Source organism: Yinghuangia soli (assembly GCF_021502675.1).
GTDB lineage: Bacteria > Actinomycetota > Actinomycetes > Streptomycetales > Streptomycetaceae > Yinghuangia > Yinghuangia soli.
Genome location: NZ_JAKFHA010000070.1, coordinates 1 through 14482, shown reverse-complemented (window position 1 = coordinate 14482; position 14482 = coordinate 1). Strand labels below are relative to the sequence as shown.

The following is a 14482-nucleotide window of genomic DNA, read 5'->3' as shown; positions in this document are numbered from 1 at the left end:
CGCCGGCCGCCTGCCCGATCCCGTCCACGTTCCCGCGGCGGGCCCGGGCCAGGGTCAGGTGCGGGCGCAGCGGGCGGTCGGCGTACGGCAGGCCGCAGGCGGCCACGGCCTGGCGTACCGATGCGGCGAGCGCATGCAGCCGGTCCAGGTCCCCGCGCAGCCCGCTCCACAGCACCCGGTCGTCGAAGTGCCCGGCGCCGACGAGCGCGAGCTCCGGCGCCGGGTGCGCGCCCGACACCTCGGCGAGCGCCGCGCGCAGCCCGGGCACGACCTCGGCCGGGAGTTCGCCGAGGAAGGCGAGCGTGATGTGCCAGTCCTCGATCCGGTTCCAGCGCAGCAGCGGGTGCGCGGCGTACACCGGCCGGAGCGCCCGCTCCAGCTCGCTTTTGGCATCGTCGGGCGGTGCAAGGGCCACGAACAGACGCAGGGTCGCGGGCCCGGGCACCGCCGCATCACCGGCGGAGGGCGGCCCGGCGGTCGGGAAATTCTCACTGCTCACGGCCCTTTCGTACCGCACCGGCCGCGCCTCTGCGCACAGGCCCACCGCAGCACGCCGCTCCGCCAACCATCTGTCGGCGAACAGGCCGATTCGGCCGTCGAGTTGGTCTATGCTCGCGCCGAAAGCGGGGGAAGCCCGGTGTCGGGCACGTTGAGGAGACGCATGTCGAACGAATCCTGGGCCGATCTCGGGGACGCGATCAGCGCAATTCGGCAGGAACTGCAGCGCGCGATGGACGAAGGCGCCGGCAAGCCTCTGCGCTTCCGGACCGGACCGGTGGAGCTCGAATTCACCGTCGAGGTGACCCGGGACGCCGCCGTCGGCGCGAAGGTCCGCGTGCTGCCGTGGAGCGTCGAGGCCAAGGGCGGTATCGCAGCCGCGCAGACCAACCGGATCAAGGTGACGCTGCAACCCGTGGACGCGACGGGCAAGGACGCGGAAGTGAGCGCACTTAGCCCGCAGCGGCCTGAGTAGGGGCCGGCCATGGATCTGCGCCGCGTCGTCGAGGTCTGGTGTCGCCATGGGCAGTTCAGCACGGGCTATCTCGTCGCCGACGGCCTCGTCCTGACCTCGTACCACGGAGTCGGCTGCTGCAGGCCGCCCGAGGACGTGCCGCCCGGCAGTATCCAGGTGCGGGCACTGGAACCGGTCGGCAAGACGGACTGGGTGCCGGGCGATGTCTGCTGGCCGCCGCACGCTGTGGACGCAGGCTCGCACCGCGAGCTGGATGTAGCGCTGATCCGGCTCGCCGTCGGCGTCGTGGCCGCCGAAAGCGGCGTGGTCCCTCCGGTGCGGTTCGGCCGGATTACAGGCCCGGATCGGGTCGCCGCCGACGGAGTCGGGTTCCCCGATGCGGAAGTCCGGCAGGGCAGCACTCGGCGCGACAGCATGCCTGTGCGCGGCCACATCGATCCGGCGCACGGCGTCAAGTCCGGCTTGCTGACCTTGAAGGTCGATGTGGGCATCGTGCCGAGTCGGACCGGCACGTCCGGTGAGCATCCCTGGAAGGGTGTGTCGGGGACGGCGGTGTTCTGCGGCGACCTTCTGGTCGGCGTTGTCGCGGTGGACCGTCGACTCGCAGACACCGCAAGCGTCCTATCCCTGGTGCCTGTTTTCACGCTCCCGCAACTCGACGGCTTCACTGAGCATTTCGCCGCCTGCACGGTCGCCGACGTCGGGTCGGCGAACGCCGCCGCCTCTCCCCGATTCACCCCCGGCGGCGGCAACCTGCCGACAGTTCTGCCCGATGTGTTCGTCGGCAGGGACGCGGAAATGGCCGCGCTGTGCGGCGTCGGCACCGCCGGCGTGGTCGTGATCACCCAGACCGTGCACGGGCTCGCCGGCATCGGCAAAAGCACCCTGGCCCTGTGCTACGCGATCGGCCAAATGCCCGGACGTCTGGTGTCGTGGCGGCTGACCGCGGACACTCCCGAACACATCACCGCCGGGCTTGCCGAACTAGCGAGGTACGTCGGCGCAGGACCGCCGACCGCCCCTGTCGAAGAAGCGGCCCGGCACGCCAAGTCCTGGCTCGGCCGACACGGTGGATGGCTCCTGATCGTGGACAACGCCCCGCATCCGGCGGCGCTCGGCGACCTACTGCACGGCCTCCACAAGCAGGGCGAAGTGGTGATCACCACGCGCTTCGCGGGCCCGTGGCCGGGAGCGACCGTGGAACTGGAGCCGTTGCCTCCCGAGGCATCGGTCGACCTGCTGGCCGCCCACGCAAACCTGCGCGGTGCGGAATCGCGAGACGAACTACGGCTGTTGGCGGACGAGCTGGGCCACCTCCCGCTGGCTCTCGTACATGCGGGCGCATTCATCGGCGAGGCCGCGGTCGCGGTGAGCGACTACCTCGCTGGGCTCCGCTCGGCACCGGGCGAGATCCTCGACATCGAGCATCCGGACGAGGAGACGGGAGCGCTGCCGCCGAGCGTCGCGAGGACGCTGCGCATCACCGTCAAGCACATTCACCGCACGAACGCGGAGGCCGGCCGCCTGCTGAGCCGGCTCGCATGGTTCGCTCCCGAGGCGATTCCGCGAAGCTTGGCGGCGATCCCGGGACAGAGTGCGGTCCAAGCAGCCCAGGCCGTGCGCCTCCTTCGGTCGTACAGCATGGTCAACCTGTCCGACGACGGCAGCATCGGGATGCACCGGCTCGTCCAACTACTGCTGCGGACGCCCGGCCCGGACGACCCGCTGCGCAGCCCCGACGCGGTCGCCCTTGCCCAGGCCGCGGCAGGTGCCGCGGTAGCTGCGGCAGCACCCGAGGGCGGGCGCCCCGAACCTGCGTCGTGGCCGACCTGGCGCGCACTCCTGCCGCACATCGACGCGCTCGCACGGCGCTCGGACGCCTCGGATGTCTCCGTGCCCCTCGCGGGCGTGTTCGGCAACGCGGCCGTCTTCGCCGACGACCAAGGCCTCATCGAGGACGCGGTACGTCTGGCCACCGCCGGGTGGACGTGCCTGGTCCACCACCTCGGCGAGCAGGCGCCCGAGACGCTGAGTGCTCGCAACAACATGGCCGGCGCCATCGACTCGGCCGGCCGATTGTACGAGGCGCTGCCGATCTACGAGGCAAACCTCGCGGACCGGGTGCGCCTGCACGGGCCGGGCCATCCCGCGACGTGCCACGCCCGGCACAATTTGGCCTACGCCTACGAGAACTCGGGTCGACTGGACGAGGCGATCCGGCTCTTCGAGGAAAATCTGGAGCTGCGCCGCCGCGCCCTCGACCCGGACGACACCGATCTGATCGCCGCGGCGGACAGCTTGGCCGGTGCGTACGAGTCCAGAGGGGATTACGACCGGGCCATCGAGTTGTACCTCAGCACGCTCGCCGAGGCGGTCGAGCGGCACGGCGCCGAGCACCCGAGGGCGCTGGTCACCCGCAACAACCTGGCGTACACCTATGAGTCCATCGGCCGCCTCGACTTGGCCGTGCCGCTGTACGAGGAGACCTTGCGCCTGCGCAGGAAAGTGCTCGGCGAGAAGCATCCGTACACGCTCATGTCGCGCAACAATCTCGCAGTTGCGTACCGGGGAATCGGACGCGTGGCGGAGGCGCACGACGAGCTCGACGCCCTGCTCGCCGACAATATCCGGATCCTCGGGGTCGACCATCCGGACAACATCGTCTACCGCAGCAACCTCGCCCGGGTGATTGCCGCGTCAGGCGAATGGACCCATGCGCTGCCGGTCTTCGAGGAGAACGCGGACGAAGCGGTCCGGGTCCTGGGCGATGCGCAGATCCCGACCATCCTGGCACGCAAGTACCTCGCGCAGGCCTATCTGCAGGTCGGCCGCGCGGAGGAGGGCCGGACTCTGCTGGATGCGGTGTACGCCGATGCGCAGCGCTTCCTGGGCGAAGACCACCCACTGGTCACCGGATTCCACGGATCCGACCGCGGCGCTGCGGTCGCGGAGGACTGACATGGAGATGACGCACGTCGACAATCCCACTTCGGTGGCCGACGAGATCAACTGGTTCTTGCGGGCGCTCGTCAGCCGCGGCGGGGCCTCGGCTGACGAGGGGCCCTTGCGGGTCCGGCACGACGGCGGCGACATCTGGTCGTTCGCGCGGACCCTCGGGTTCCGCGGCGGCGCGACGAATGTGTGGTGGTTGGAGATCCCGGCGCCGCGCCGCCTGCGGCCCACACTCCCGATTCTGACCTGCGGGTTCCTGGTGGCCTACGGCGACCGGCAACGCCTGTACCAATGCGTCGGGCAGGCTCGGCAGCAGGCTTCGTTTCAGGAGGAGTTCGCAGTGGCGCGGGCCCTTGCCGCGCATGCGGTGCGTCGGCCGCCCACCCCGGAATGGCCGACGTTGGCGGGAAGGCAGGCCTGACCAGGCAAGCACCGCGAGCGGGCGGACCGGGTCGGTCCGCCCGCTCGGGGTGTCGCGTCCTGCGGCGGTGTGCCGCGGGCGTCAAGACTCGGTGGTCAGCGGTGCGTGGTCAGGCCGGGCTGGCCGCCGTCGAAGTTGCCGCCCGCGATGATCGCGGCGAGCGACACCGCGACGATCACCAGGATGACGACCGTGAGCGTGATGAACGCCGTCGGCCGGATGGTGCTTTCGACGGGCTCCTCGCGGACGTACGCGCCCGCGACCTCGACCTCGCCGCTGCCCGGTGCGGCCAGTGCCGCGGAGGAGTCCGACCCGTGACTCACAGTGCTCATGCCTTTTTGCCTCTCATGTTGTCCCGGATGGATCTACCACTTCGGGCGGGGCGGAGTCCAGCGGACGGGGGTCCGGGCGCCGGTCAGGCGGTCAGGGTGCGCCAGGTCCGGGAGTCCGCGTCCGCGGGCGTGCCGTCGAGGATCCGGGCGGTGCGGGCCGCGGGTTCCAGGGCGACGGTGGCGAGGCTCGCCCAGCGCTGCCCGAGGGGCAACGCCATGTCCGGGAGGCAAGTGACGGGCGGTTCGCCGGGCGCGGTGACCAGGTGGCCGAACAGGTCGCCGGGCGACTCGGGGGCCCCGCGGCCGGCCAGCCGGGCGCGGACGAAGTCCCGGCGCTCGCCGGAGTCGGGCTGGTAGAGCCAGGTCTTCTCGGCGGCCGCGGGGACCGGGGTGAGGAAGTGGTTGGTGCGGACGAGGAGGCCGTCCTCCGGCTCGATCGGGAACACGCCGTCCGGGCTGAGGTCGAGCAGCACGGCCTCGGCCGGGTCGAAGAGCGCGAAGGATCCGGACGAGGCGATCGGCGCGCTGCGGATGATCTCCAGGGCCTCGGCGACGCTGCCCGCCTCTTCGAGGACGACGGCCGCCAGGACGTGCATCGGGATGCCGCCGATGCCGTCGCGGACGTGTCCGAGGATGTTGAAGTGCAGGGCGAGGCCCGCGCTGTTGACGCCGATCTTGCCGAGGATGCCGTGCTCGGTGATGCCCACGAAGTCGTGCCGGCCGCCGCGCGCTTCGAGGGTGTGCCAGTAGGCGCGGAGTTCGACGTGCCAGTCCCAGGTCTGCACGCCGAAGGTGCGCGGCCCGCCTGGTGCGTCCGCGGCGCGGCGGCGTACGAGCGTGGTGCACTCCCCTGGCGGCACGGTGGTGCTGCGCGCCAGGATCTCGGTGCGGGCGTTCAGCGCCGCGATGCGCCACGGTTCGAGTGCGGCGCCTTCGGCGATGCCCTCGATCTCGGCGCGGGCGGCCGGGCGGAAGGCGCCGATCGCGTCGAGGGCCCGCTCGGCGTCCTCGCGTACCTGGGCGGGCTTGATGCCGCCGAGCGAGAAGAGCCGATCGTACGTGTCGAGCGCGCCGGGGATGCTGCCGCGCAGTTGGGTGCCGCGGGCGGCTCCGCGGGCGCGCGGGTCGGCGGCCGCCACGGCGACGTGGGTCCGGTCGTCGGGCCGGGCGGTCGGTCGTACGCTCGGCTCGGCGTCGGGCTGGGGGTTCGGCTCGGCGGTCACGGGCGTCCCTTCGAGGTGGTCACGGCAGCGGGCGCGGCGGCGGGAACGGCTTCGCCGGGACCAGCATCGGCCAGGGCGGCCGGGTCCGGCTCGCCCGGGGCGTGGATCAGGACGTCGCCGCCGACCACGGTGGCCAGGACGGCGTTGCCGGGTTGGGCGTCGGGGGCGAGGTCGACCGGGTTGGCCGCGAAGACGGTGAGGTCGGCCAGGTACCCCGGGGCGATGCGCCCGAGTTCGTGGGCCGCGCCGCCGGCCGCGGCCGCGGCGAGGGTCATGCCCGCGTACGCCTCGCGGGCCGAGATGGCCTGGTCCGGCTGCACCTGGAGGGTGCCGGGTTCGCCGACCGGGCGCCGCAGTTGGCAGTCGGCGAGGCCGATGCGCGGGTCGCCGGGGCCGATGGGCCAGTCCGAGCCGAGGGCGACCACGGCCCCGTGGTCGAGCAGGTCGCGGGTGCGCCAGCCGTGCGCCGCGCGGTGCGGGCCGATGCGCCGGGACCAGTTGTCGGTGCCGTCCCCGCGGGTGTGCCGGGTGGCGTGCGCGGGCTGCAGGCTGGCCACGACGCCGAGTTCCGCGAAGCGGCCGAGGAGGCCGTCGGGGATCGACTCGATGTGTTCGATGCGGTGCGGTGCCGCGGCCTTGTCGTCGGGGCCCAGGTCGGCGATGGCGTCGAGGGCGAAGCGGACCGCCCGGTCGCCGATGGCGTGCGTGGCGGTGGGGATGCCGCGGACCGCGAAGAAGCGCAGCGCGGCGCGGTAGGCGTCGACGTCGCGCCACAGCGGTTCGCAGTTCTCGCCGTGTGTGTCGGGGTGCTCGAACCATGCGGTGCCGTTGTCGGCGGTGCCGTCGAGCATGAACTTCGCGCCCTCGACGTGCCAGCGGCGGCCGCGCAGGCCCTGCAGGTCGGCGACCTCCTGCCAGGCGTCCGGGCCGGAGTCGGCGGGGACCAGGGGCGAGCAGCGGATCCGCAGCGGCAGGTCGCCGTGCGCTTCGAGGTGCCGGTAGACCTCCTCGGAGGGTTCGCCGAAGTCGAGGGCGTGGACGCCGGTCAGGCCGCTGCGCGCGAGCGTGTCGAGTTCGCGGCGGACGTACCCTGCGGCGGTCGGCACCGGGACCTCCGGGTAGTGCGCGAAGACCAGGTCCATGGCCTGGAGTTCGAGCACGTACCCGGTGGGGCGCCCGTCCGGTCCGGTCTCCACCGACGAGGCGTCGGTGAAGGTCTCGCGGCCGGTGAGGCCGACGAGTTCGACCACGCGCGGGCTCACCACGAGGGCGTGCGCGTCGCGGGTCATGAGGGAGATCGCGCGCCCGGGGAAGCGCTCCCCGAGGACGGCACCGGACGGTTCGCCGGGGAAGGCGTTGACGTCCAGGTCGTAGCCGGTGATCCAGGCGTCCGGCCGGTCCTCGGCTGCGACTGCGGCTGCGGCGAGCCGGTCGCAGATCTCGTCGAGGGTGGCCGCGGTGGACAGGTCCACGCCGCTGCCGATGGAGATCGCGCCCCAGACCGGGTGCGCGTGCACGTCGGTCAGGCCCGGCAGGATCGTGGCGCCGGGGAACGCGTGGACGGCGGTGTCCGGGCCGCGCAGGGCCGCCATCCCGGCCGCCTCGCCGACCGCGAGGATGCGGCCGCCGCGGACCGCCACCGCGTTCGCGGGCGCGGCCGCGGCCGCGGCGGGGTCCGGGTGGAGGTGTTCGACGTGGGCGGCAAGCACTATCAGGTCGGCGTGCACAGGGTGGTTCTCTTCCGGGAGCGGTCGGGCTTGGGGGTTCATGCCTGGGGTACGGCCGTGCCGATCTCGCCGGGCTCGGGCGCGGGGGCGGGCACGGCGGCGGCGGGCGCGGTCGCCGGGTGCCGCGGGATCGACCCGGTGGCCCGGGCGACGGCCCAGTAGACGGCGGCCGCGGTGAGCATGCCGGCCGGGATGACGAGGTTGACGTCGCCGGCCGCGGCGGCGATCGGGCCGCTCCAGAACGTCGTCTCGATGCACAGCGCGGCGGCGGCGCCGCCCAGGACGAGGGCGAGCAGGCCGGCCCAGTGCAGGCCGCCGCGGTACCAGAACGGGCCGTCGCGGCGCTCCGCGAGCAGTTCGGGGCCGTCGTACCGGTTGCGGCGCATGACCAGGTCGGTGACCGCGACGGCCATGGCCGGGCCGGTGACCGCGGCGACCAGTTCGAGCATGGTGTTGACGCTGGTGAGGAAGTCGAAGACGAGGATCGCGTACAGCGTCATGACGGTGCCCAGTGCGCCGATGACCAGGACGGCCGGGATGCGGGCGAGGCGCACGCCGATCGACTGCACGGTCAGGCCCGCGCTGTAGGACGTCATGCCGTTGTTGGCCATGGTGTTGGCGACGACCGCGATGACGAAGAAGGGGACGAACCAGCCGGGCAGGATGCTCTCCAGGGCGGCCTGCGGGTCGCTCATGTCCAGGCTGGTGGCGGCGAGCGCGCCGACGCTGGTGAACACCACGCTGGGCAGGTACGCGCCGAGCGCGGTCCAGCCGGCGACGGCCACCCGGCTGCTGTCGCGCGGCAGGTAGCGGGCCAGATCGGGGCTGTTGCTGTAGGACAGCGGCGTGGACGCGATGATCGTGAAGCCCGCGGCCAGCGCGCTGACCAGCGCGGCGCCGTGCAGCGGTTCGGCCGGGGCGTAGGACCAGTCGGCGCGGGACAGCACGTAGCCGGTGACGACCACGAAGACCACGGTGAGGAACGCGCACAGTGCCGGGTAGAGCCGGACGATCAGCGCGTGGCCGAAGATCGCGATGAGCATCGTGCCGCCCGCGATCGCGGTGACGATGACCGCTTCCGCGGCCGCGCCGGCGGGCAGGCCGTACCGGTCCGCGAGGCCGATGCCGGCCACCGAGGCGGCCGACCAGTTCAGGGCGAGGTACGCGGAGGCGATGAGCCATCCGGTGAGCACCAGCACGATCCGGTTGCCGAGCACGCCGTACATGGCGCGGGACACGACGGATCCGCTGGTGCCGGCCGCCGGGCCGCTGAGCGCCAGCACGCCGGTGCAGATCCACAGCAGGTTGCCGACCAGGATCACGCCGATGGCCTGGGGCAGCGTGAGGCCGATGAGGACCAGGGCGGCGCCCACCACGAAGCTCAGGTAGCTGACGTTGGGGGCCGCCCAGATCGCGAAGAGCTCGCCGGGCCGCCCGCGGCGCTCGGCGTCCGGGACCAGGTCGATGCCCCGGGTCTCCAGGCGGGCGGCCGAGGCGTCGGGCGCGGCGGCGGTGTCCGGGACCTTGTCGGGGACCGCGGCAGGAAGTGGCTGGTTCATGCGTCGAGACCTCTCGGGCGGGGGGCAAGCCTCGTACCCGCTGCTATTGGTCTCATGACCAATGGGGTATTGGGCACACATCCAATAGGGTGTCCGGTATGACGTCAAGCCCCCCGGCGACGCGGGTCCGCAAGCTGCCCGAGGAACGCCGTGCCGAGATCGTCCGCACCGCTGCCCGGATCGCGCTGGAAGAGGGACTGGAACGCATCACGCTGCGCCGGGTGGCCGACGAGCTCGGCGTGCGCCCCGGTCTGATCGGCCATTACTTCCCCGCCGCCGACGACCTGGTGAGCGAGGCGTTCGCCTTCGCCGCGGCCGGCGAGCGCGACACCCTGATGCCGGACGCCGAGGCCGGACTGCCGCCCACCGCACGGCTCGCGCACTTCCTGGTCCGGGTCGGCGGCGACGACTACGTCGACCTGGGCCGGCTCTGGCTCAACGCCCGGCACCTGAGCCGCTTCAAGCCGGGCCTGGGCGCGGTGGTCCGGGCGCAGGAGACCACCACCCGCAACGCGCTGGCCGAGCTCATCGCCGACGGGGTCCGCTCGGGCGAGTTCACCGCCGAGGATGCGATGGGCGCCGCGCTGCACATCCTGGTGACGGTCGACGGCCTGGGCTCGTACAGCAACGACGACGTGCCGTTCGACCACCCCGCGGTGCACGACATGGCCCTCAGGACCGCCGAACGCCTGCTGGTGCTGCCGCCCGGGACGCTGCGCCGCAGCATCTGACGGGCCCGTCCTCCGTACGCCGCACACCGGTGGCGGCCCCGGTCGCCATGCGGTCTCGTGGAGACATGACCGCACCCGGGACCGCCGCCGTCACTCCTGTCGCCGACGCCGCGCAGCGTCCGATCGGCGTGCACCGCGAGTGGGACCGGCTGGACGAGGTCGTGGTCGGCCGGCCCCTCGACTTCGTGGTCCCCGAGAACGTCGCGGAGCTCGGGGGCTCGCTCGCCTTCCTGCCCGAGGGGTTCGCGGCGCGCTGGGCCGCCCCCGGCGGCCGGAGCTGGTCGCAGCTCGACCCCGAGGGCCACGCCCGCTGCCGCGCGCAGCTCGACGACCTGGCCGGCTTCCTGGCCGCGCGCGGCGTGGCCGTGCACCGGCCCGTCGAGCTGACCCCGGACGAGATGGCCGTGCTCGCCGAGTTCTCCCCTTTCTCGCTCCAGATCTTCGTGCGCGACCCGATGATCGTGATCGGCGACACCGTCGTCGAGTCGTCGCTTCGCCTGCCGCACCGGTTCAAGGAGCGCTTCGGACTCCGGCCGCTGATGGCCGACATGGTCCGCCGCGGAGCCCGGCACGTCGTCGTCCCGCCCGGCCGGCCGGTGCCGCTGGACCGGGTCGCGCAGGCCCGCGGGCCGTTCCTGGAGGGCGGCGACGTGATGCTGTTCGGGCCGGACATCCTGGTCGGGGTGGGCCGGGGCGGCTTCGCGACCGACGAGGCGGGCGTCGCCTGGCTGCGCGCCGAACTCGGCGACGGGTACCGGGTGCACGCCGTCCCGCTGCACCACCGGGTCCTGCACCTGGACGACGGCCTGGCCGCGGTGCGCGAAGGCCTGGCCATCGTGGCGCGCGAACAGTTCGCGGAGGGCCTGCCGCCGCTGCTCGCCGACTGGGACCTGGTCGAGGTGACGCTGGACGACGCGCTGAACCTGCTGGCCGCCAATGTGCTGGTCCTGGCGCCCGGCGAGGTGGTCGTCGACCGGCGGGTGCCGGACCTCGCCGAGGCCCTCGACGCCCGCGGCGTGCTCGTGCACGTCCTCGACTTCGATGCGGTGACGCCGTTCGCGGGCGGTTTCCGCTGCTCGCACCACCCGCTGCGGCGCACCCCGGAGACCGGTCAGGACGCGTCGGGCGGCGGACTCCACGCGGTCCGGTAGGCGGGCGCGGAACCGCCGGGCACCGGCGGGCCGCTGCGCACGAAGTACGCGGCCGTCGCGTGCCGCGGCCCGCGCGGCGAGCGGGTCCCGTCGTACCGGTAGCCGTGCCGCAGCGCGGTGCCGACGAGTTCGTCGACCGGGACGAGGAACGCGGTGAAGGGCAGCCGCACTTCCGGCTTCCCGCGGGCCGCCGCGCCGCGGAACAGGGCGTCCAGCGCGGCCCGTTGCCGGGCGAGCGGCCGCAGGCGGCGGCGGAAGACCACCAGGAACAGCAGCGGTACCGGCACGTTGAGGGCGGCGAACGCCGGCCAGCCCAGGTGGCCGAACCCGCGCCCGCCCTGGACCGCGACCTGCAGGGTCAGGACGACGGTGCCCGCCACAGCCACTCCTCCTCCCACGCCCGGACCGGAAGCGAATCGTCCTTCTCGAAGCGCCAGCGCACGACGCGGGGCGAGATGGGCGCGCTGTGCACGCACCGGTAGCCCGCCCAGGCCGCCAGGCGCACGATCTCGGCGGCCGGCAGGCGGCGTTCGGGCCAGTCGAAGCAGACGCTCGCGGAGCCGTCCAGCTCGCGCAGCAGGTGGTGCCCCCGGCTCGCGCCGCGAGCGCGCCGGCCCCAGGGCCGGGCGACCGCGGCGGCGGCCATGAGCGATGCGCATGCGGCGATTCCCGCCGCCAGTCCCCCATGGATCACGGGCATCCCCCCGGTGACGATCGGCACGTCCAGAATGCCGGGTCCCGGGCCCGGCGCACATTGCCGGACCCCAGCAGTCTTCGCCCCTCCTCAGTGCCGGGACGCCGCGCCGGGGCACTGCCCGGAGCAGGAAGCGGCAAGGGCCCGGCGCGTGTGCGCCGGGCCCTGGGTGCTGCGGGGCGCCGGTCCTGCGGGGCCGGCGCGGCGGAGTCCGCGTCAGCGGGTCTGCGCGAGCTGGGCCGGGAAGCCGGGGCGGCCGGCGAGCTCGGAGGTGCAGTGCGCGCAGCGGACCGCGGCGGCCGGCACCGAGCTGAGGCAGTCCGGGCACTTGATCTTGGTGACGGCGGCCGAGTCGGGCTCGAAGCGGGCCTGGAACCGGACGACCGGGGTGACCACGCAGAAGTAGACCACCGCGGCGACCATCACGAAGCTGATCAGCGCGTTGAGGAAGGCGCCGTACGGGAACGCGGTCTCCCCGACGGTGAACACCTCCTTGCTGAAGTCGCCGACCGCGCCGGTGGCGACACCGATCAGCGGGGTCAGGAACGCGGTGACGAACCCGGTGACGACGGCGGTGAAGGCGGCGCCGATGACGATACCGACGGCCAGGTCGACCACGTTGCCGCGGAGGAGGAATGAACGGAAACCCTTGAACACCGGGAGCCCCAGTCGGAGAAGTGGCGGGCAGGCGGCCGACGGGCCGCGCCCAGGGCGGCCGCAGCGGCCGCCCGGCGGGCAATGCTCTCGACCCCGCGGGCGTGCGTCCAGCGCGTTCACCCGCACCGGTGATAGGTCATATCCGCGACGCCGCAAAGCCGCCCGAAAGCCTAGGAAGCGCCCTCCTCGGAGCCGCGGGGCGCAGCGGCGATCTTGCCGTCGGATATTGACGCGGGAACGTTCCCGCGCCAGAGTTTGCAGGAACGATTCTCATTCTGTTCCGGCCGCGGGCCGGAGGCTGCCCGCGCAGCCCGTCTCGCAGCCCGTCCCCTTGTCAGGATCGAGGCCATGGACGAACCGCAACGCCGGGTCGGGCACCAGACCGAGGCACGTTCCGGCGACGCGGCGGGCCCCCGTCCGCCGGCCTACGCAGCCACCCGGAAGCACACCCCCGGCGGCCGCGCGCAGCAGCTCGCGCCGCGCGTGCGGCTGATCGACGTGGCCCGCGAGGCCGGACTGTCGAAGACCACGATCTCGGCGGCCCTCAACGGCACCGGCCGGCTCTCCGACGAGGTCCGCGCGCACGCCCGCGAGACCGCCTGGCGGATGGGCTACCGGCCCAACGCCACCGCCCGCCTGCTGCGCGCCGGGCATTCCAAGCTGATCGGCTTCGCGGTCCGCGAGTACGTCGAGGCCCCGTGGGTCTACATGGAGCTGCCGTACTTCACGCAGCTGACCAACGCGAGCGCCCGGGCCGCGCTCGAACACGGCCACGCGCTCGTGCTGCTGCCCAACCACGCGCCGCGCGAGGAGTGGGCCGACCTCCCGCTGGACGCCGTCTGCATCGTCGATCCGATGCCGGACGACCCGCTGGTCGAGGACTTCCTCGCGGCCGGCACCCCGGTGGTGACCGACCGGCGCGTCGAGGGCCGCCGCGGCGGCTACTGGGTCGAGACCGACTACCACGCGGCCACCCGCGGGGTCCTGGACCACCTCGCCGAGCAGGGCGCCCGGGACATCGCCATCGTGGCCCCGGACTCGGGTGCGGTGTACGCGCGCGACGCACTCCTCGCGCAGGCCCAGTGGTCCGCCGAGCGCGGCATCCGCACCCGGGTCGAGAACGTCGCCACCCCGGGCTACACCCCGGCCCTCGCCGCGGTCGAGCGTGCCATCGGCGGCCCGGACCGCCCGGACGCGCTGTTCGTGGTGACCGAGGTCAGCCCGCCCATGGTGGTGGCCGCGGCGCGTCGGCACGGCTACACGGTGCCCGACGATCTGCTCGTGGTCTGCGCGAGCGAGGACGCCCTCGCCGAGCACGCCGAACCGCCGGTCACCACCCTGAGCACGCAGCCCGCGCGGATCGCCGCGGCCGGCATCAAGCTGCTCGTCGAGGTCCTCGACGACGGGTACACCGAGTCGCGCGGCGCCGAGGTCCCGACCCGGCTGGTCATCCGGGCATCGTCCCTGCGCACCCCGCTGTCCGCCGGGCGACCGGGTTAGGCCGCGGCGGCGTCCGGGTCAGCGGGCGCCGCGCTGGTCGATCCCGCGCGCGGCGTCCGTCTCCGGGGCGTCGTGCAGCGACGTCTCGACCGCGCCCACGCCCCAGCCGTACGCGAGCTTGTGCACTTCGAGGACGAAGAACGAGTCGGTGGAGACGACCCCGTCGATCAGGTGCAGCCGCCTGTTGAGCAGGTCGGTGAAGTGCGCGGTGTCGCGGCAGATGACCTCGACCATGACGTCGTACTGCCCGGCCGTCATCACCACGTACGACGTCTCGGGCAGGTCGCGCAGCGCCCGGCACACGTCGTGCGCGGCGCCCGCCCTGACCCGTACGCCGATCATCGCGAGCCGGTCGAACCCGATGGTCAGCGGGTTGGCGATGCCGACGATCTGCAGCACCCCGGCGTCCTCCATGCGCTGCACGCGGTAGCGCACCGAGGAGGCCGGGATGCCGATGTCCTCGGCGATCTGGCTGTACGCGCGGCGCCCGTCGGCCTGCAGGATCGCGATGATCCGCCGGTCGATGTCGTCCATGCCGGTGCCCATCCGGCCGCCGCGCGCC

The 14482-nt window shown here is 73.4% G+C and carries 15 protein-coding genes; 6 read left to right on the top strand and 9 right to left on the bottom strand.

Annotation, left to right across the window (positions count from 1 at the left end):
• Window positions 1–445: RNA 2',3'-cyclic phosphodiesterase (gene thpR, locus LZ495_RS43140; protein ID WP_235058777.1), on the bottom strand; the 445-nt coding region annotated here is incomplete at its 3' end.
• 216 nt (window positions 446–661) lie between these two features.
• On the opposite strand from thpR, the gene LZ495_RS43135 reads away from it, so the two are divergent.
• Genes LZ495_RS43135 through LZ495_RS43125 form a run of 3 tightly spaced genes read left to right on the top strand, consistent with a single transcriptional unit; the run spans window position 662 to window position 4346 of the window.
• Window positions 662–973: a trypco2 family protein gene (locus tag LZ495_RS43135; protein ID WP_235058776.1), complete on the top strand. Its 312-nt coding sequence runs from the start codon at window positions 662–664 to the stop codon at window positions 971–973.
• A gap of 9 nt (window positions 974–982) precedes the next feature.
• On the top strand, window positions 983–3931 hold the full coding sequence (locus tag LZ495_RS43130) for a tetratricopeptide repeat protein (protein ID WP_235058775.1): 2949 nt from the start codon (window positions 983–985) through the stop codon (window positions 3929–3931).
• A 1-nt stretch (window position 3932) separates the two neighbouring features.
• Window positions 3933–4346, top strand: a complete 414-nt coding sequence (locus LZ495_RS43125; RefSeq protein WP_235058774.1) for a hypothetical protein — start codon at window positions 3933–3935, stop codon at window positions 4344–4346.
• Between the two features lie 95 nt (window positions 4347–4441).
• On the opposite strand, the gene LZ495_RS43120 is transcribed toward LZ495_RS43125, so the two are convergent.
• From LZ495_RS43120 to LZ495_RS43105, 4 genes are all read right to left on the bottom strand, one after another.
• Window positions 4442–4678 (bottom strand): hypothetical protein, encoded by a 237-nt coding sequence (locus LZ495_RS43120; protein ID WP_235058773.1) that lies wholly within the window; start codon window positions 4676–4678, stop codon window positions 4442–4444.
• An 83-nt stretch (window positions 4679–4761) separates the two neighbouring features.
• Complete coding sequence (locus LZ495_RS43115) at window positions 4762–5901, bottom strand: C45 family autoproteolytic acyltransferase/hydrolase (protein WP_235058772.1); 1140 nt, start codon at window positions 5899–5901, stop codon at window positions 4762–4764.
• Window positions 5898–7628: an amidohydrolase gene (locus LZ495_RS43110; RefSeq protein ID WP_235058771.1), complete on the bottom strand. Its 1731-nt coding sequence runs from the start codon at window positions 7626–7628 to the stop codon at window positions 5898–5900. The genes LZ495_RS43115 and LZ495_RS43110 overlap by 4 nt, the downstream gene beginning before the upstream one ends.
• 38 nt (window positions 7629–7666) lie before the next feature.
• Entirely contained in the window at window positions 7667–9187 is a 1521-nt protein-coding gene (locus tag LZ495_RS43105; protein WP_235058770.1) for a purine-cytosine permease family protein, read from the bottom strand.
• 98 nt (window positions 9188–9285) lie between these two features.
• On the opposite strand from LZ495_RS43105, the gene LZ495_RS43100 reads away from it, so the two are divergent.
• Window positions 9286–9918, top strand: a complete 633-nt coding sequence (locus LZ495_RS43100) for a TetR/AcrR family transcriptional regulator (protein ID WP_235058769.1) — start codon at window positions 9286–9288, stop codon at window positions 9916–9918.
• Window positions 9919–9983: 65 nt separating this feature from the next.
• Window positions 9984–11069 (top strand): amidinotransferase, encoded by a 1086-nt coding sequence (locus LZ495_RS43095; protein WP_235058768.1) that lies wholly within the window; start codon window positions 9984–9986, stop codon window positions 11067–11069.
• On the opposite strand, the gene LZ495_RS43090 is transcribed toward LZ495_RS43095, so the two are convergent.
• The 3 genes from LZ495_RS43090 to mscL form a co-directional block, all read right to left on the bottom strand.
• Entirely contained in the window at window positions 11030–11449 is a 420-nt protein-coding gene (locus LZ495_RS43090; RefSeq protein WP_235058767.1) for a hypothetical protein, read from the bottom strand. The genes LZ495_RS43095 and LZ495_RS43090 overlap by 40 nt on opposite strands.
• A complete protein-coding gene (locus tag LZ495_RS43085; RefSeq protein ID WP_235058766.1) occupies window positions 11428–11769 on the bottom strand; it encodes a hypothetical protein in 342 nt (113 codons plus the stop codon). The genes LZ495_RS43090 and LZ495_RS43085 overlap by 22 nt, the downstream gene beginning before the upstream one ends.
• Window positions 11770–11979: 210 nt before the next feature.
• Entirely contained in the window at window positions 11980–12420 is a 441-nt protein-coding gene (gene mscL / locus LZ495_RS43080) for a large conductance mechanosensitive channel protein MscL (RefSeq protein WP_235058765.1), read from the bottom strand.
• Window positions 12421–12768: 348 nt separating this feature from the next.
• Here mscL and LZ495_RS43075 point away from each other — a divergent pair, with 348 nt between their 5' ends.
• Window positions 12769–13920 carry a LacI family DNA-binding transcriptional regulator gene (locus LZ495_RS43075; RefSeq protein WP_235058764.1) on the top strand — a complete coding sequence of 384 codons (1152 nt, stop codon included), beginning with the start codon at window positions 12769–12771 and terminating at the stop codon, window positions 13918–13920.
• Between the two features lie 18 nt (window positions 13921–13938).
• On the opposite strand, the gene LZ495_RS43070 is transcribed toward LZ495_RS43075, so the two are convergent.
• Window positions 13939–14482: Lrp/AsnC family transcriptional regulator (locus LZ495_RS43070; RefSeq protein WP_235058763.1), on the bottom strand; the 544-nt coding region annotated here is incomplete at its 5' end.

What these genes read in the sequence shown, in the direction of transcription:
- LZ495_RS43135 (WP_235058776.1), top strand. Translation starts at nt 662, where the DNA reads ATGTCGAACGAATCCTGGGCCGATCTCGGGGACGCGATCAGCGCAATT.
- LZ495_RS43130 (WP_235058775.1), top strand. Translation starts at nt 983, where the DNA reads ATGGATCTGCGCCGCGTCGTCGAGGTCTGGTGTCGCCATGGGCAGTTC.
- LZ495_RS43125 (WP_235058774.1), top strand. Translation starts at nt 3,933, where the DNA reads ATGGAGATGACGCACGTCGACAATCCCACTTCGGTGGCCGACGAGATC.
- LZ495_RS43120 (WP_235058773.1), bottom strand. Translation starts at nt 4,678, where the DNA reads ATGAGCACTGTGAGTCACGGGTCGGACTCCTCCGCGGCACTGGCCGCA.
- LZ495_RS43105 (WP_235058770.1), bottom strand. Translation starts at nt 9,187, where the DNA reads ATGAACCAGCCACTTCCTGCCGCGGTCCCCGACAAGGTCCCGGACACC.
- LZ495_RS43100 (WP_235058769.1), top strand. Translation starts at nt 9,286, where the DNA reads ATGACGTCAAGCCCCCCGGCGACGCGGGTCCGCAAGCTGCCCGAGGAA.
- LZ495_RS43095 (WP_235058768.1), top strand. Translation starts at nt 9,984, where the DNA reads ATGACCGCACCCGGGACCGCCGCCGTCACTCCTGTCGCCGACGCCGCG.
- LZ495_RS43085 (WP_235058766.1), bottom strand. Translation starts at nt 11,769, where the DNA reads ATGCCCGTGATCCATGGGGGACTGGCGGCGGGAATCGCCGCATGCGCA.
- LZ495_RS43075 (WP_235058764.1), top strand. Translation starts at nt 12,769, where the DNA reads ATGGACGAACCGCAACGCCGGGTCGGGCACCAGACCGAGGCACGTTCC.